Annotated in this window: 17 protein-coding genes; 15 read left to right on the top strand and 2 right to left on the bottom strand. The window is 54.6% G+C overall.

Features of this window, described 5'->3' with window-relative positions; all coding sequences use genetic code 11:
- Positions 1-181: 181 nt before the first annotated feature.
- Positions 182-808: a transcriptional repressor LexA gene (lexA, locus tag NNL35_RS20320; protein WP_006675450.1), complete on the bottom strand. Its 627-nt coding sequence runs from the start codon at positions 806-808 to the stop codon at positions 182-184.
- 355 nt (positions 809-1,163) lie between these two features.
- On the opposite strand from lexA, the gene NNL35_RS20315 reads away from it, so the two are divergent.
- The 5 genes from NNL35_RS20315 (at position 1,164) to NNL35_RS20295 (ending at position 3,956) form a co-directional block, all read left to right on the top strand.
- Positions 1,164-1,439, top strand: coding sequence for a LysM peptidoglycan-binding domain-containing protein (locus tag NNL35_RS20315; RefSeq protein ID WP_254553682.1), 276 nt, complete (start codon positions 1,164-1,166; stop codon positions 1,437-1,439).
- Positions 1,440-1,602: 163 nt separating this feature from the next.
- A complete protein-coding gene (locus tag NNL35_RS20310) occupies positions 1,603-1,818 on the top strand; it encodes a DUF896 domain-containing protein (RefSeq protein WP_006675452.1) in 216 nt (71 codons plus the stop codon).
- A 30-nt stretch (positions 1,819-1,848) separates the two neighbouring features.
- Positions 1,849-2,433: a hypothetical protein gene (locus NNL35_RS20305; RefSeq protein ID WP_006675453.1), complete on the top strand. Its 585-nt coding sequence runs from the start codon at positions 1,849-1,851 to the stop codon at positions 2,431-2,433.
- 33 nt (positions 2,434-2,466) lie between these two features.
- Entirely contained in the window at positions 2,467-3,276 is an 810-nt protein-coding gene (locus NNL35_RS20300) for an HAD family hydrolase (RefSeq protein WP_006675454.1), read from the top strand.
- Between the two features lie 224 nt (positions 3,277-3,500).
- Positions 3,501-3,956 (top strand): FixH family protein, encoded by a 456-nt coding sequence (locus NNL35_RS20295; protein ID WP_006675455.1) that lies wholly within the window; start codon positions 3,501-3,503, stop codon positions 3,954-3,956.
- 47 nt (positions 3,957-4,003) lie between these two features.
- On the opposite strand, the gene NNL35_RS20290 is transcribed toward NNL35_RS20295, so the two are convergent.
- The gene (locus tag NNL35_RS20290) at positions 4,004-4,546 is read right to left on the bottom strand and encodes a 1,2-dihydroxy-3-keto-5-methylthiopentene dioxygenase (protein ID WP_006675456.1); all 543 of its coding nucleotides are present in this window, start codon (positions 4,544-4,546) and stop codon (positions 4,004-4,006) included.
- Between the two features lie 163 nt (positions 4,547-4,709).
- Between NNL35_RS20290 and metH the strand changes: the two genes are divergently transcribed.
- From metH to NNL35_RS20240, 10 genes are all read left to right on the top strand, one after another.
- Positions 4,710-8,147 carry a methionine synthase gene (gene metH / locus NNL35_RS20285; RefSeq protein WP_006675457.1) on the top strand — a complete coding sequence of 1,146 codons (3,438 nt, stop codon included), beginning with the start codon at positions 4,710-4,712 and terminating at the stop codon, positions 8,145-8,147.
- A 189-nt stretch (positions 8,148-8,336) separates the two neighbouring features.
- Positions 8,337-9,272, top strand: a complete 936-nt coding sequence (gene rnz / locus NNL35_RS20280; protein WP_006675458.1) for a ribonuclease Z — start codon at positions 8,337-8,339, stop codon at positions 9,270-9,272.
- 294 nt (positions 9,273-9,566) lie between these two features.
- A complete protein-coding gene (locus NNL35_RS20275; protein ID WP_040730188.1) occupies positions 9,567-10,658 on the top strand; it encodes a Gfo/Idh/MocA family protein in 1,092 nt (363 codons plus the stop codon).
- 45 nt (positions 10,659-10,703) lie between these two features.
- Positions 10,704-11,534, top strand: coding sequence for a TIGR01457 family HAD-type hydrolase (locus tag NNL35_RS20270; protein WP_006675460.1), 831 nt, complete (start codon positions 10,704-10,706; stop codon positions 11,532-11,534).
- A 38-nt stretch (positions 11,535-11,572) separates the two neighbouring features.
- Positions 11,573-12,418 carry a DNA-formamidopyrimidine glycosylase family protein gene (locus tag NNL35_RS20265; RefSeq protein ID WP_006675461.1) on the top strand — a complete coding sequence of 282 codons (846 nt, stop codon included), beginning with the start codon at positions 11,573-11,575 and terminating at the stop codon, positions 12,416-12,418.
- Positions 12,408-13,328, top strand: coding sequence for a deoxyribonuclease IV (locus tag NNL35_RS20260; RefSeq protein WP_050979366.1), 921 nt, complete (start codon positions 12,408-12,410; stop codon positions 13,326-13,328). Before NNL35_RS20265 ends, NNL35_RS20260 begins: the two co-directional genes overlap by 11 nt.
- 29 nt (positions 13,329-13,357) lie before the next feature.
- Positions 13,358-13,699 (top strand): cyclic-phosphate processing receiver domain-containing protein, encoded by a 342-nt coding sequence (locus NNL35_RS20255; RefSeq protein WP_006675463.1) that lies wholly within the window; start codon positions 13,358-13,360, stop codon positions 13,697-13,699.
- Positions 13,696-14,043: a thioredoxin family protein gene (locus NNL35_RS20250; protein WP_006675464.1), complete on the top strand. Its 348-nt coding sequence runs from the start codon at positions 13,696-13,698 to the stop codon at positions 14,041-14,043. The genes NNL35_RS20255 and NNL35_RS20250 overlap by 4 nt, the downstream gene beginning before the upstream one ends.
- Positions 14,040-14,804, top strand: a complete 765-nt coding sequence (locus NNL35_RS20245) for an ABC transporter ATP-binding protein (protein WP_040730138.1) — start codon at positions 14,040-14,042, stop codon at positions 14,802-14,804. The genes NNL35_RS20250 and NNL35_RS20245 overlap by 4 nt, the downstream gene beginning before the upstream one ends.
- Positions 14,805-14,886: 82 nt before the next feature.
- Positions 14,887-15,972 (top strand): SAM-dependent methyltransferase, encoded by a 1,086-nt coding sequence (locus tag NNL35_RS20240; RefSeq protein ID WP_040730140.1) that lies wholly within the window; start codon positions 14,887-14,889, stop codon positions 15,970-15,972.
- Positions 15,973-16,104 lie beyond the last annotated feature (132 nt).

The following is a 16,104-nucleotide window of genomic DNA, read 5'->3' as shown; positions in this document are numbered from 1 at the left end:
CGCAAAAAAAGCTTATAAATAATATGTACACCTTCCCGAGCTCCTTCACGGTCTGTTCCACAGCATGGTTGCAGAACGAATCTTCTCCATGTCGCCCGGACACGTCAAAAAGCCGCTTCCGAATACAGAACTGCTGTATCCAAAGCGGCTTCTCTACACTTGCTCCCATTGATTGTAACCATTAATGAAAATCACGGAACAACCCAATCACCTTGCCCAAAATCGTGACATGCTTCAACCGGATCGGCTCAAATGTCGGATTCTCCGGCTGAAGGCGGATATGATCGCGTTCCTTGTAGAATGTCTTTACCGTTGCTTCGTTCTCCTCGGTCATGGCCACGACAATATCGCCGTTGTTCGCTGTCTGCTGCTGGCGGACGATAACGTAGTCTCCGTTATGTATACCGGCTTCGATCATGCTGTCGCCGACAACGGATAGCATGAAGATGTTGTCATCATCACCTACCATATGTACCGGAAGAGGGAAATAATCTTCGATGTTCTCTGTTGCCGTAATCGGTTCGCCGGCCGTTACCTTCCCGATGACGGGAACGCGTGTCACGGAATGGCTGAACTCCGAATGGCGATCCGACTGTTCGCTGAGCAGTTCGATCGCTCTTGGCTTCGTCGGGTCCCGGCGGATAAAGCCTTTCTTCTCCAGCCGGTCCAGATGGCCGTGCACCGTAGAACTCGATGCGAGGCCGACAGCTTCTCCGATCTCTCTCACGGAAGGAGGATAGCCCTTGGTGCGGACTTCATCACGTATAAAATCAAGGATCGCTTGTTGTCGACTTGATATTTTAGACAAAGATATCAACTCCAATGAATGCTCTTTTGTCAAAATTATACCATAGAACCTCCGTTCGCACAAACGTAAGTTCTAAAAAAACCTTGATTTTATGCGGTTTTTTTCGTTTTCCTTGCGAAAATGGTCACTTTTTTCGAATCAGGGACGAAAAAAGAGAACGCACGTTCCTCAAAAAGTGTTGACCTGAACGTATGTTCGTGTTACATTATGGATAACAAGAACAGAACAAGTGTTTGGGGAGTGGACGGATATGGACCAGTTGGTATATAACCCGAGACGGAATTATGCATATCGAACGGAAGTAAGACGATCATTGAATCAACCTGTAAGGCAGAACCCTTATAATAGAAAGAAATTGATTCGAACGATATTGCTTTTCGGTCTGTTGTTCCTATTGTGCGCGGGAATCGTACAAGCATGGGGGGATGACGACACTGTATCCGAGCAGCCTTCTGTAGTTACGGAGCGCGTACTTGTTCAGCCTGGGGATAGCCTTTGGGAGATCGCAACGGAATATAAGCCGAACGGAATGGATACCCGAGAGTACATATATGAGATTATTCAATTGAATGATTTAAGAGGACATACGCTGCAATCCGGCATCGTCATTGTCGTACCGATATTTTCTTGACGATATTTCCACCATGGTTGGGATCATATTTCTCACAGAGCGCTTTTTCTACCGGTGAGGTCTAAGGTATTGATTCTTGTATTCTCTGGCCGTCAGCTTGCTTGACAAGGCTGATGCAGCATGTCAAAGTAGAAGATATGCACCAGTGTATGGAGGGTACAAGATGAACATGGATAAAATAATTGCGCGCATCAATGAGCTGGCCCGTAAGCATAAGAGCGTAGGGCTGAACTCGGAGGAACTGGCGGAACGGGCCGCGCTAAGAGAACAATACATCGTATTGTTCCGACAGCAGGTACGCAACAAGTTGGACAGCATTCGCTACGTGGAAGATGAAGAGGGCGAACAGAACAATCAACCGGGAAGCACCGTTCATTAGAGTGTCTATCATATAGGAGGTCTAGATGGGATGTCGCGTAGTTGGGAACGTCAAGTACGGCGCAATAGCGCTCAGTTGAACAAGCAACGCAAAAAGCAGGGCAAGCCGGGGATCTCTTCCCATACGGTTGAGTTCGATGAATTCAAGGGCCGGAATTTTATTCTTCCTTTGATATTGACCGGGTTCACGATCATTTATGCGCTGCTTGGCAGTGTCGGCACGAACCTACCGTCCCCGACGTTGTACTGGGTAACCGTTATTTGTTATTTGGGATTGGCGCTGATGCTGTTTTTGCGCCGGCCTTTTTTACGGGTCACGAAAGACGAACTAAGCACGACTAAATGGAATCGGCTGCGTACGCTCAAAGTGGAAGATATCAAAAAAATAACGTATCAGCCTGGCTTCATCGTTATTGAAAAGAACGGCAAAGGCTCGAACTGGGTGTTCTCCCGCATGATGAACCGCTATGACATCGAAGCGATGCATGCGCGGCTGCAGCAGTTCGCTGCACAGAACCGGATAACGTACGAAGAGAATTCGAAGGCAGATAAGACCGACAAGTCCAAAGAGACGGAGCAGTCGGACAAGGTCGTTTTCGTGAAGCCGAAGAAGTAGTTTTACCGGGAGTGGAGACAAGGGGGAGACGCAATGGCCATTCGTGCCGTATTATTCGATCTGGATGACACGCTGCTGTGGGATGAGCGGTGTGTGGAGGAAGCCTTTGCCGCAGTGTGTCAATATGCGCACTCTACAGCGGGAGTAGACGCGGAACAATTGGAGACCGAAGTGCGGAACGCTGCAAGAGCGTTATATGAAAGCTATGCAACCTATGCCTTCACGACCAATATTGGCATCAATCCTTTCGAGGCGTTGTGGGGGCATTTTACCGGGGGAGAGCATGAGCAGTTCCGCAGCCTGCAGCAGCTGGCGCCGGCTTACCGGACCGCCTCATGGACTACTGGTCTTCGCCAATCGGGTTGCGAGGATGAGGCACTGGGAGCAGAGCTGGCGGAGCGATTCATGCGCGAACGGCGGGCGCGTTCTTACGTTTATGAGGAGACGTATGATATTTTACGGGCGTTGAAGCCTCATTATCAGTTGCTCCTCTTGACGAACGGGGCTCCGGATTTGCAGCAGGAAAAGCTCGATGGCATCCCGGACATCATTCCTTTCTTCGATCATATCGTCATCTCCGGTCATCATCCGGAAGGGAAGCCTGCACCGAGTCTGTTCCGCCACGCGATGTCATTGCTGGGCATCGGCCCTCACGAAGGATTGATGGTTGGGGACAAGCTGACCACGGATATATTGGGGGCGCAGAATGTTGGAATGCATCATGCCTGGATTAATCGCAAGGGCGTGACATTGACCGGGAATATCCGGCCCGAACACCAAATAGCCAACTTGATGGAAATGACCGGCGTGATTGAATCAATAAATCAAGCGGCGTTAAAGTAAGCCCATAAATGATAGGAAGTCTGCCTGAAGGGCGGGCTTTCTTGCTTGATGGGGGTCAAATGGTAGGGCTGCGGCGCTGGCATGTGCTGATTCTAGTGTGATAAATGTCACATAACCGTCACATAACCGTTCAGGATCTAGCCCGATCGAGTCATATCTTGCGGAGTATTGTTGTTTATAATGTATGCATAGAGAGGTTGGAAATAGCTAAGGAGTGAATGGGCATGATGAAGAAGGCAATGTTGGCGCTGTCGCTATGCATGATGCTTATTTTCGCTGCAGGTTGCGGAAATGGTAATAGCAATGGCGGCGAGCATGCGGGCCACAATGGCTCCGGAGACCACAGCGAGCACGCAGAGCACGGGCAAGATGGGACGATACCGGACTTGATTAAAGTAGATCTGCAGGTTCCTGCCGAAGTCAATGCGAATGAGCCTGTCACGATAACCGCTCGCGTTACGCAGAACGATCAAGCGGTGGATGATGCGGACAAAGTGGAGTTCGAGTATTGGTTAGAAGGGGAAGAGCAGCACGAGCGTGCCGAAGGTTCGTTCACGCAGGACGGTACATACCAATTCGAGCATACGTTTGACAAAGCGGGCACCTACAATGTGATCTCCCACGTAACCGCACGGGATATGCATTCAATGCCGAAGAAGCAATTTGAAGTCAAATCATAAAGCAGGAAGCCCTGTCATGGCGACAGGGCTTTTGCGCATTCATTCGGTTACGCTTGCTGGAAGGATGGATCCGCATACGGATGAGCGATCCAGCCTTCGGTTTCGATGAATAAGCGAACGGCTACGATTTTGCGGTTATCCATTAAGGTGAAATAGTGCGGTTTGTTCTCCGGAACGGAGATGACATCGCCAGCAGACAGAATGACATCCATATAGCCGACGTCATCGGATCCTTTAATAACGAAGATGCCATTTCCGGCGGTTATCGCTCTAACCTCATCTTCGGTATGGGTATGCACTTGCTCGAATTTTTTTAGCAGCTCTTCGATATTCGGCGTCGCGTCGGAGAGCGCAATAATGTCCCATGTCCGATAGCCTCTGCGCGCGGCCAAGTCACGAATTTCGTCATCGAATGTGTCTAGGATCGCCTGCTTCTCGTCATCGGTCAGCACAAATTTGTCTTGCAGGGAGGCGTCTAATTTGTTCGGATTCCAATGCTCATACAGCACGCCTTGCCCCTCCAGGAAATTACGAACATTTTCTTCTCCCGTAATCATTTCATTCGTGTTTCGAATCCGAATCTCAGCCATTCGCTAATCCCTACTTTCATAATCAGAATTATTGTGATTGTATTATAATACACCAGGAAATGAATGGGCAAGAGCCAGTCGAGTGAAAAGATCGCAAGTCTTTCCTAAACGTTGCACTTCTGTTAAACTAGGTTCTAACGTTTGACAGAAGGTGGGCAGAAGGATGAAGAAACCAACATTAGAAGAACGACTTCAAGAACGCATTCTCATTCTCGACGGTGCGATGGGGACGATGATTCAGCAGGCGGATTTATTGCCGGAAGATTTCGGAGGCGAACATTTGGACGGATGTAACGAAATGCTCGTCCTGACTCGTCCTGACGTCATTTCACGAATACACGAACAATATCTTGAAGCCGGGGCTGACATTCTGGAGACGAACACCTTCGGCGCCACCGGCATTGTGCTCGCGGAGTACGATCTCCAAGATCGGGCCCGGGAATTGAATCTCGCTGCGGCGAAGCTGGCGGTAGAGGCAGCGCAGAAGTTCAGCACGCCAGAATGGCCGCGCTATGTGGCCGGGGCGATGGGCCCAACGACGAAAACGCTGTCGGTCACCGGAGGGGTTACCTTCGAACAACTGGTAGAGAGCTATTACGAACAGGCGCTGGCGCTCATTGAAGCGGGTGTCGATGCGCTGCTGCTGGAGACGTCCCAAGACACGTTGAACGTGAAGGCCGGTTCGATTGCCATTCAACGCGCGAGAGAGACGACGGGACAGAAGCTGCCGTTAATGATATCGGGCACGATCGAGCCGATGGGAACGACCCTTGCCGGCCAAAATATTGAATCCTTCTATATTTCTCTTGAGCATCTGAATCCGGTGTCGATTGGATTGAACTGCGCGACCGGCCCGGAATTCATGCGCGATCATTTGCGCTCGCTCTCCGCGATTAGCCGGGCGGCGATCAGCTGTTACCCGAATGCGGGCCTGCCTGACGAGAACGGACATTATCACGAATCCCCGGAATCGCTCGCTCGCAAAATCGCCACCTTCGCCGAGCAGGGCTGGCTGAATATTGCAGGCGGCTGCTGCGGGACGACGCCGGAGCATATCCGTGTGCTGAAAGAGGAGCTGGATAAATACGAACCGCGGCGGCAAGCCGGGAGCCACCCACCGGCCGTATCTGGAATCGAGACGGTATACATCGAAAATGAGAGCCGTCCTTACATGGTCGGCGAACGGACGAACGTGCTGGGTTCGCGCAAGTTCAAGCGGCTGATCCGGGAAGGCAAGATCGAAGAAGCGGCAGAAGTGGCGCGTGCCCAAGTGAAGAGCGGAGCCCATGTCATCGATGTGTGTCTTCAGGATCCGGATCGGGATGAAGCGGAAGATATGCGCGTGTTTTTGCAGGAAGTGGTGAAGAAGGTCAAAGTGCCGCTCGTCATCGACACGACGGATCCGGAAGTGTTGGAGCTGGCATTAACATATACGCAGGGCAAGGCGATTATTAACTCGGTCAACCTGGAGGACGGACTGGAAAAATTCGAGAACGTTGTTCCGTTAGTGCATCGCTATGGCGCATCGCTCGTCGTCGGCACAATCGATGAGCGGGGACAGGCCATTACTCGGGAGGATAAGTTGGCGGTCGCGAAGCGGTCTTATGACATTCTCGTCAATGATTTCGGCATCGAGCCGGAAAATATCATTTTCGATCCGCTTGTGTTCCCGGTCGGAACCGGGGATGAGCAATATATCGGATCGGCCAAGGAAACGATCGAAGGCATCCGCCTCATCAAAGAAGCGATGCCCCGCTGCCAGTCGATACTCGGCGTGAGCAATATTTCGTTCGGCTTGCCGGAAGCCGGCCGGGAAGTGCTGAACTCTGTCTTTCTCTATGAATGCACCAAGGCGGGACTTGACTACGCGATTGTCAATACGGAGAAGCTGGAGCGATATGCTTCCATACCGGAGCATGAGCGGAAGCTGTCCGAAGCGCTTCTCTACGAGACGAATGATGAGACGCTTGCCGAGTTCGTGGCCGCGTTCCGCAACCGGACGGTAGAGAAGAAGGTGAAGACGAACGATCTTCCATTGGAGGAACGGCTTGCTTCTTATATAGTGGAGGGCACGAAGGAAGGACTTATTCCGGATCTGACGCTTGCCCTGGAGAAATATCCGCCGCTTGACATTATCAACGGCCCGCTGATGAAAGGAATGGAAGAGGTTGGCCGCCTATTCAACAACAACGAGCTGATTGTTGCCGAGGTGCTGCAGAGCGCCGAGGTGATGAAGGCGTCCGTTGCCTTCCTCGAGCCGCATATGGAGAAGAACGAATCTGCGGTCAAGGGGAAAATATTGCTTGCCACCGTAAAAGGCGACGTTCATGATATTGGGAAGAACCTGGTTGAAATCATTCTGTCCAACAACGGCTATGAAATTATTAATCTCGGTATCAAAGTTCCGCCCGAACAGCTGATTGAAGCCTACCGCAAAGAAAAGCCGGATGCGATCGGCTTATCCGGCCTGCTGGTCAAATCGGCCCAACAGATGGTTGTGACTGCACAAGATCTGCGGAGCGCCGGCATCGATGTGCCGATTATGGTCGGCGGCGCGGCGCTGACGCGCAAATTTACGAAAAACCGGATTATCCCGGAATATGACGGCCTTGTCCTCTATGCGAAGGATGCGATGGAGGGGCTGGATCTGGCGAACAAGCTGATGAACGCCGAAGAACGGCAGCTCCTCGTAGACGAGCTGCGCGCGCATAAGGAACGGCTCGCGAAGGAAGAGGAAGTGGAGCAAAAGCTGCCGAAGCTGACCCGTGCGGTCCGCTCGGCGATCAAGGAAGCACCGGTCCATCTTCCGCCGGATCTGGACCGCCACGTGCTGCGGAACATTGCCGTGCCGCAAGTGATTCCGTACGTCAATATGCAGATGCTGCTCGGACATCACCTCGGCATGCGCGGGTCTGTCGAGCAGCGCTTGAAGGAGCGCGATCCGAAGACGGTCGAGTTGAAGGAGACGGTGGACCGGATTTTGCGCGAGGAAGCGGAGAGCGGCGTGCTGCAGGCGAACGCGATGTACCGTTTCTTCCCTGCCCAGTCGGAAGGGGATTCCATTCATATTTATAATCCGGAGCGGCAGGATGAAGTGCTGCATACCTTCACGTTCCCGCGGCAGCAGGTCGAGCCTTATATGTGTCTGGCCGATTTCCTGCGCTCGAAGGAGAGCGGCGTCATGGATTATGTCGGCTTCCTGGTCGTAACGGCCGGTAAGGGCGTCCGCGAGCGATCGGATGAATTCAAGCAGCAGGGAGAGTATTTGCGTTCTCACGCGCTGCAATCCGTGGCGCTGGAGCTGGCGGAAGGTCTGGCTGAGCGAATTCACCACATGATGCGGGAAGTATGGGGCATCCCTGATCCCGCAGAGATGACGATGAAGGAACGGTTCGGGGCCCGATACCAAGGCATTCGGGTGTCCTTCGGTTACCCGGCGTGTCCGAACCTGGAGGATCAGGAGCCGCTGTTCCGCCTCATGCAGCCGGAGGATATCGGCGTGCACTTAACGGAAGGCTTCATGATGGAGCCGGAAGCTTCTGTCACCGCGATGGTGTTCGCTCATCCGCAAGGAACGTACTTCAACGTAGATAAGGCGTAAGAAGCCTTTTAGCATAATGGGTCACAAAACGGCAACTCCGCACCGCTTGTTCTATTGGCTGGTGCGGAGGTTTTGTTTTGTAGGGCAAGGGCAGAATCGAACGAAGCGCAGTTGGGTATAGCTTACTACTAATGCACTATCCGTAAGCGACATTATTTTATATCATAAAGTAAAGGGGGAAACAGGGCCATGGATCTTTATTTTCTCGGCACCGGGGCCGGCATGCCGACTACCCGGCGCAACGTAAGCAGCCTCGTGCTGCGCTTGCAGGAAGAACGGGGAACGTTCTGGATGTTCGATTGCGGCGAAGGGACGCAGCATCAAGTTCTCCGTTCTCCATTGAAGCTTGGCAAGTGCGAGTTCATTTTTATTACGCATTTGCATGGGGATCATTTGTTCGGACTGCCGGGGCTGTTGTCCAGCAGAGCTTATCAGGGTGGAGTTGATCCGTTGACCGTGTTCGGACCGGCAGGGCTGAGCGAATTCATGGAGACCGCGTTTCGAGTGAGTGATACCCATTTGCCCTATACGCTGCATCTCCAGGAGATCGAGCCAGGCGAGATCTGGTCCGATGACAGCTTCCGCGTCACCGCACTGCCGCTGGATCATCGCGTGCCTTCCTATGGCTACCGGGTTCAGGAGCTTGCCCGTCCGGGCAAGCTGCGCATCGAGGTGCTTGAACGGATGGGCATCGCACCCGGACCGGTCTACGGCAAGCTGAAGCGCGGGGAGGATGTCACGCTGCCGGACGGGCGGCGCATTGCGGCGGCGGCCGTCCTGGGAGAACAGATACCGGGGAAGACGGTCGCGATATTAGGCGATACGCGTCCGTGCGAGAACGCGGTACGGTTAGCGGAAGGGGCGGATGTCCTTGTTCATGAAGCTACGTTCATGGAAAACAAGCGCAGCAATGCGCATGAATACGGCCACAGTACCGCCGCGGATGCCGCGGCCATTGCCTTGAAGGCCGGTGCGGGCAAGCTGGTGCTGAACCACTTCAGTTCGCGCTACAAAGAAGAGGAGACGCTGGTCCATTTGCTGGCCGAGGCGAGGGCAATCTTTCCCTCCTCTGTGCTCGCCGACGACCTTCTCGCCGTTCCGCTGGCGATGGAACCGGAACAATAGCTGATAGGGAAACCCGTCCGCGGGGGCGCCGGCTGAACGCGGGAGCCGGGGGTGTATCTGATTATTTTCCGGGAAAGCGCACAAGTTGACAAAGGATGCGCCATCCGGGACGGAACGGGAGAAATGGATGGGACTTCGACGCCGATCGACGCGGCGTGCCGTCGAAATGGACGGTTCATTCTGATATCCGGCCTTGCAAGCGGAGTGGCGGTTCTTTACAATGGATCAAAGTTGAGTATTTCCCTGCAAGCTATCGTCAGCGAAGGCCGGGAAAAAAGAAAGGTGGAATCCTCCATGCAGAAGCTTGGTTTCTCTATAGTAGGGTTCGGCACGATCGCCAAAACCCATATGATCGCATTGAGAACACTGCCGATTGTGAAGCCGCTGCCTGTGGAGCTGTCTCTCCACGCGTTGGTCACCAGACGACCCGAAGAGGTGGGCGCCCAGGCTCGCCGAATCGGATTTGCCCATATTACGAGTTCGCTGGAAGAGGCGCTTCAGATCGAAGGCTCCGATGCGGTAAGCATTTGCACGCCGAATGCGCTGCACGCGGAGCAGGTCAGAACCGCCGTCGCTTACCGGCAGGCTGTATATTGCGAGAAGCCGGTAACGGACAATGCGCAGGCGACGAAAGATTTGGTAGAGGAGATACCTGCACAGCACCCTCAGCAGCTCGCATTTGTATTTCGTTATCACCCTGCTGTCATGCGCATTCGCGCCTGGCTGGAAGCGGGGCTGGTCGGCGATGTCCTGCAATGCAAAATCGCTTATCTGCGCTCCGGTTATTTGAGCGAATCGAGGCCTTTCAGCTGGAGGCTGAGTGACTCGCTGTCCGGCGGCGGAGCCATTTCGGATATCGGCGTGCATGCGCTTGATCTGATCCGTCACTGGTTTGGTGATTTTGCGAGCGTGGATGGTCATGTACATACGTTTGTGCCGGAGCGGCCGAAGACGGCAGGCTCGGAAGAGCGCGTCCCGGTCCATGTCGATGATTGGGCCGTCATGACTTATAAGACAGAGAGCGGTGTCCATGGGATGGTGGAAGTCTCCCGGATTGCTTATGGCGCTGATGCGTTCCGGATAGACATCGTCGGAACGAAGGGAAGCATTACATGCGACTTGGAACGGGATAAGATGCCGGCTCTTCATTTATTGAACGGAGAGCAGCCTGCGCTCCCTGAACCGGACAGCCTGTATTTGCTGCCGGACGAAAAGGCGACGATGGGCGTGTTTCAGGATAGCCACTTTGCGGCGCTTCATCATTTCATTTTGCGATTGTCCGGAGATGAACGCTGGTCGGATATCGTTCCGACCTTGGCAGACGGCAATGCGGTGGAGCAGTGGGTGGATCATGTCATCCGCACCGACCGGGAGCGGCAGGCCTAGCCAGGGCTGCTTACGGCATGCGGCAGAAAGGAATGGGGTAGCATCATGAGGGAAACAAAATGGTATGCTTGCATCGATCTGGATGGAACGATGTATCACGGATCGACGATGGTTGAAGGAGCGGATGCGCTGATCTCGACATTGCAACAGCTCCGAATCCCGTATCAGTTCGTGACAAACAACTCGTCGCGTACGCCGGAGGAAGTCGCGGATATGCTGAACGGGCTCGGAATCAACGCGAAAAGTCAGGATGTGCTCACGTCGGCGCAAGCTGCTGCATCGTATATTCTGAAGAAATTTCCGGGCCGCCGCGTATTTATGATCGGGGAACGGGGCCTGGAGCAAGCGTTGACGGATGCCGGTATTGCGTGGACCGCGGATGTAGAGGCCGTATGGAATGAAGAGGTCGATATCGTCGTCCAGGGAATCGACCGGAGTGTGAGCTATGCGAAGCTGGAAGCGGCCGCAGCCGCAGTGCGCAAGGGAGCGCTCTCGATTCTGACGAATCCGGATCTGATGCTTCCTTCGGACCGGGGATTCTCCCCGGGAGCCGGCTCGATCGGGGCTGCGATCCAGGCGGCCTCGGGAGTTGAACCCGTCGTGATCGGCAAGCCAAGCCGCATCATCATGGATGCCGCTCTGGAACGGCTGGGCTGCCGCGCGGAGGAAGCCATTGTCATCGGAGATAATATGATGACTGACATGCTGGCAGGCCAGCAGGCAGGCTGCCGGACGGCGCTTGTCTTGACAGGCATTACGACAGCGGCCAACCTCGAGGATTATCAGAAGCGCTCGGGAGTCAATCCCGATATGATATGCGAGAAGCTGGAGGAGTTGCGCCAGTGGTTCATGGAGCAAGCGCAGCATAACGAATGAGCTGCTTTAATTTATAGACATAGGAAGGAAGATGCTCGATGCCGGGAATTCCCGAGATCGAAGGTTACCGGAAACGGCTGGATCAGCATACGGTAGGCCAGCGGATCCGCAGCTTGGATATGCAGCGCCAATCCGGGCTGAACGTGGACTTAGAACGTTTGCACGATCTGGCTCTTGGCCGACAAATTTTATTTGTGGAACGAAGAGGAACGGATCTTATTTTTCATCTGGATAATGGTCAGCGCCTGGTGGTTCGGTTGGGCCAGGAGGATGAGCTTCATATTGACAGGCTCGAAGCCGGTGCGGAGGATGAGGAACTGAAAACGGCCGCAAACGCGAGCAAGCCTGCATTTTCGCTCCGCTTGGACAGCGTGGCGGTGACCGTGGTCAAGTCGCGAACGCTCCAGCTATTGCTGCTGACGGCAAAGGAACTGGATCAACAGCAGCGGGAGCAGGGTCCTGATCCGTTGTCCCGCCACTTGACGGCGGAACGGTTCCGCCAACGGTTCGCGAAGCGGCGGTCGACTTTGAAGGCGGCCTTGATGAATCCTGCGCTGCTGGCCGGAATTGACAGCCGGTATGCGGATGATATCGCGTTTGCTGCCGGACTTCGCCCTTCTGTGCGGGTTGATCAACTGCAGGAAGAAGAGCTTGACCGGTTGTTTTTATCCATGATTCATGTGCTTCAGGAAGCGATCGAGCGGCAGGATGGGAGAGGAGCGGCAGCTGATGGCAGCACGGCTTCACTCTCGTGGGGAATCGCAGGCAAGACAGGGGAACCTTGCCCGCGCTGCGGCACGCCGATTGAAGAGATGCTGATCCAACGGAAGCCTGCGTATTTCTGTCCGCAGTGCCAGCCGCTGCCGCCAGCGGATGAATCCTAATCTCCCGGGGAGGGGAGACGGCAGCTTCGCGCTGCGATACGGTTGTCATTTGTCGCTGCGGGGCGGCTACAGCCATGCTGCGCGTGACGCGGTCCGATTGCAGGAGGCGTTCGGCCTTGGCTGCTATCAATATTTCAGCAAGAATCCGAGGGGGCTGTCCGTCAAGCTCGGCTACGAGGATGAGGCGGAGGCGGCTCGGGAGGTATGTGAACGGCACGGGATTCAGACCGTCGTTCATACGCCGTACCCGACGAATCTGGCGGTCGATGCCGAACAGGCGCCAGACCGGTTCCAAGCGACGGTTCAATCGCTGTTGAATGATTTGATGATTGCGGAAGCCTGCGGATCGATCGGAGTCGTCGTTCATTTCGGAATATTCAAAGGCAAGACCGGCGGCGAACAGCTTCTGCTGCGCACCTACGGGAACATTATTCGCACGATCGATACGGTGCTTGCCGTCTGGAACGGGCGAGCCTTGCTTCTGCTGGAGAATCAGGCGGGCAGTCATGGCGGCCTGGGCGTAACGCTCGAGGAGCTTATCCAGATCAGGCAGTTAAGCCGGTATTCCGATAAAATTGGTTATTGCTTCGATACCTGCCATGCGTTCGCCAGCGGCTTGTGGGATCCGTACAAGACCGAGGAATTGATCGCCAAGGGGCATGAGCTCGGTTATTGGCGGCATATGCAGGTTATTCATTTGAACGATTCGAGAGAAGTCTATGCTTCGCGCCAAGATCGTCACGCCAATCTGGGAGACGGGCATATCGGCATCGAGGAGCTGGCCCGGCTGGCCATGGCCGAAGGAATCCGCGGCAAGCCGCTTATTCTGGAGACGCCAGGCAGCGGGCAATACGGACATGTTCCCGAGTGGAACAGGCTCAAGCAGGCAGTTCGGGCCAAGAACAAATGAATCCATGGTGAAGGGAAAGAGGGAATGCGATGATTCATGTCTACCTGGACGACTGGCGGCGCTGTCCGGACGGATTCGTGCTGGCGCGGAATATGGAGGAATGTCTGCTGCTTTTGGAAGAGGAGCACGTCGGTATTTTGTCGCTTGATCATGATCTGGGGCCGGACGAGCCGACGGGAACGGAGCTTGTGTTGGAAATGGTGCGCCGCGGACTCTATCCGCAGGAGGAAATCTACCTCCATACTTCCTGCCCGGAAGGGAGACAACGGATGTACCAGCAGCTGTATAAGCATAAGCCGGACTCCGTGAAGCTTTATAACGGGCCAATGGGCTGGGAGACGCTGGAACGGGTCAGGATGGAGAAGCAGTGAAGCCGGTTCGCGGGCAGGAGCTCCAGGCCTTTATGCCAGGTCGTCCGGTCGCGGCTGCAGAAAGCCGGAGGGCTCTCTATGTGTACAGCCCCTTTTGCGGGACGTGTCGGCTTGCTGAACGGATACTGGCTCTATTGGAGCAGTCTTATCCGCAGCTGGCAATCGCTTCGGTCAATGTGCTGGATGCCGCCGAACTGGTGCAGGCGCATCGCATTGAGAGCGTCCCTTGCCTTCTGCTCTGGGGAGAAGACACGCCGGAACGGGAGAGCGAGCCGGAGAAGATTTATGCATTTCATTCGGTAACGTATATGTATGAACGATTGAAAGGCGGGGGATTGCTGTGATACAGCTAGAACAGATCAGGTTCCAGAGAGAAGAGCGAACCATTTTGAATGACATCAACTGGAGCGTAAACCCGGGGGAGCACTGGGTGCTGCTCGGACGGAACGGTTCCGGGAAGACGACGCTTCTTGAACTGATAACCGCCTACCAATTTCCTTCAAGCGGAACCGTCCGCGTGCTCGGTCATACATACGGTCAGTGCGACGTAAGAGAAGTGAGACAACGGATCGGCTATATCAGTCAATCGCTTGTCGAAAAATTAACGCTGCGCGACCCGGTGTGGGAAATGGTGGCGACCGGCGCCTTCGCTTGGCTGCGATTCTACCAGGAGATTCCGAACGAAGTGAAGGAGCGGGCCCATCAATTGCTCGAGGAGTTCCATCTCGGCCGCCTCGCGGATCAGCCGCTTGCCGTCTGCTCGCAAGGGGAGCGCAAGAAAATAATGCTTGCCCGCGCGCTGATGGGCGATCCCGAGCTGCTTATTATGGACGAGCCGTGCTCCGGCCTCGATATTTATGAGCGGGAGAAGCTGCTTCAAGATATGGCGCTGCTATCGGGACGCGAGCTTGGGATTGTCTATGTGACGCATCATTCGGAGGAAATCATCCCTCTGTTCACGCATGTCGCGCTGCTGCATGAGGGGCGGATGGTCGCGACCGGACCGAAGCACGAGGTGATGACTCCGGAGCTGCTCTCGGAGACCTTCGATATGCGCGTCCAGGTGGACTGGATGAATGATCGACCATGGATACGGGTTCCGTGAGCGTTGTCTTTTTGAAATTATATATCTTGAAATGATGTTCAATATAGCGATTGATTCGCAACAAAGCTGGAGGTTTGCCCACGTGGAGTCCGTACAAGAATTGATTCTGGAGTCACATTTTACACCGTCATCCCATTGGATTGTCACCTCCAATCACGGTTATATTTCGTATGCACAGGAGGAGCTGCGCAGAAGCTTCGGTCAGTTGAAGAGCCGCATGCTCGTCCCTGGCGAGATGGCCTTGATGGAGCTTCCAGCCAGTTCCACTGAAGCGATAGAACGATGGCAGCAGGAGCCGCCGATCTTCGGCCGGCATATTCAACCGGTGCACCTGGCGGTCAAGCGCGAGGGGCTCGCGAATGGTCCGGCGGAAGAACTGGAAGCGATGTGCGCCTTGTGGCTGGAGCGGTTGAGCGCAAGCTCCGGTCTCCAAGCCGGCAGTGGCACGCGGGTCGCCGTCCATGTTCGGTCCGGCGGGGCGCGAACGGAGGAAGAGAAGGCGATCCGGGAGGCTTTCCGCTCCGTAATCGAACGGAGTGGAGGAGAGACTGTACTGGCCGAACCGGAGGTTATCGTCACCGTCGTGATTGGCGAGGCTGCAATCTATGCCGGAATGATGACTCACGCGGAAGCGGGATCCGATTGGCCGGGCGGAGCGATGCGGTTCCAGAGGGAGGAAGGGCAAATCTCCCGCGCCAAGTTCAAGCTGCTGGAAGCGGAACGGACATTCGGTCTCGATTACTCTGCTTATCGGCATGCGCTGGACGTCGGCGCCGCGCCGGGAGGCTGGACAAGCCTCTTGCTGGAGCGGGGAGTGCATGTTACCGCGATCGATCCGGCCAATATGCATCCTAGCTTGATAGGGCACCCGCAGTTGACGTATGTGAAGCGGAATGCTGCCGATGTCCCGGTGGAGCCGAATGAGTTCGATCTGCTCGTCTGCGATATGAGCTGGAGCCCCAAAGCGACGGCAGAGATGGTTATCCGCTTGATGGACGGCGTGATTGCCGGGGGAACGATCCTCGTCACCGTAAAATTGATGCACAAAAAGCCGCTGCAGACCATTCGCGATGTAACTGCGATGTATGCCGAGCATGCCCAAATCATCCGGGCGAAGCAGTTGTTCCATAATCGGGACGAGATTACGCTTTATATGATGAAATATTAATGATGCTAACTGTTCAGTGGCACGATCTTTTTCGAAAAAGGCTGGACAAGCCGCTACAAATCTTATACACTAGCATCAAAACATAGCGTGCACACAGGGAAGCACCCTGATTACGAACGATGGTTCGTTTTC

Source organism: Paenibacillus dendritiformis, assembly GCF_945605565.1.
GTDB classification, from domain to species: domain Bacteria; phylum Bacillota; class Bacilli; order Paenibacillales; family Paenibacillaceae; genus Paenibacillus_B; species Paenibacillus_B dendritiformis_A.
Note: the sequence above shows the minus strand (reverse complement) of the source record. Positions and strands in the feature narration are given on the sequence as shown.

What these genes read in the sequence shown, in the direction of transcription:
- NNL35_RS20265 (WP_006675461.1), top strand. Translation starts at nt 11,573, where the DNA reads ATGCCGGGAATTCCCGAGATCGAAGGTTACCGGAAACGGCTGGATCAG.
- NNL35_RS20310 (WP_006675452.1), top strand. Translation starts at nt 1,603, where the DNA reads ATGAACATGGATAAAATAATTGCGCGCATCAATGAGCTGGCCCGTAAG.
- NNL35_RS20305 (WP_006675453.1), top strand. Translation starts at nt 1,849, where the DNA reads ATGTCGCGTAGTTGGGAACGTCAAGTACGGCGCAATAGCGCTCAGTTG.
- NNL35_RS20300 (WP_006675454.1), top strand. Translation starts at nt 2,467, where the DNA reads ATGGCCATTCGTGCCGTATTATTCGATCTGGATGACACGCTGCTGTGG.
- NNL35_RS20295 (WP_006675455.1), top strand. Translation starts at nt 3,501, where the DNA reads ATGATGAAGAAGGCAATGTTGGCGCTGTCGCTATGCATGATGCTTATT.
- NNL35_RS20255 (WP_006675463.1), top strand. Translation starts at nt 13,358, where the DNA reads ATGATTCATGTCTACCTGGACGACTGGCGGCGCTGTCCGGACGGATTC.
- NNL35_RS20275 (WP_040730188.1), top strand. Translation starts at nt 9,567, where the DNA reads ATGCAGAAGCTTGGTTTCTCTATAGTAGGGTTCGGCACGATCGCCAAA.
- metH (WP_006675457.1), top strand. Translation starts at nt 4,710, where the DNA reads ATGAAGAAACCAACATTAGAAGAACGACTTCAAGAACGCATTCTCATT.
- NNL35_RS20260 (WP_050979366.1), top strand. Translation starts at nt 12,408, where the DNA reads ATGAATCCTAATCTCCCGGGGAGGGGAGACGGCAGCTTCGCGCTGCGA.
- NNL35_RS20270 (WP_006675460.1), top strand. Translation starts at nt 10,704, where the DNA reads ATGAGGGAAACAAAATGGTATGCTTGCATCGATCTGGATGGAACGATG.
- rnz (WP_006675458.1), top strand. Translation starts at nt 8,337, where the DNA reads ATGGATCTTTATTTTCTCGGCACCGGGGCCGGCATGCCGACTACCCGG.
- NNL35_RS20290 (WP_006675456.1), bottom strand. Translation starts at nt 4,546, where the DNA reads ATGGCTGAGATTCGGATTCGAAACACGAATGAAATGATTACGGGAGAA.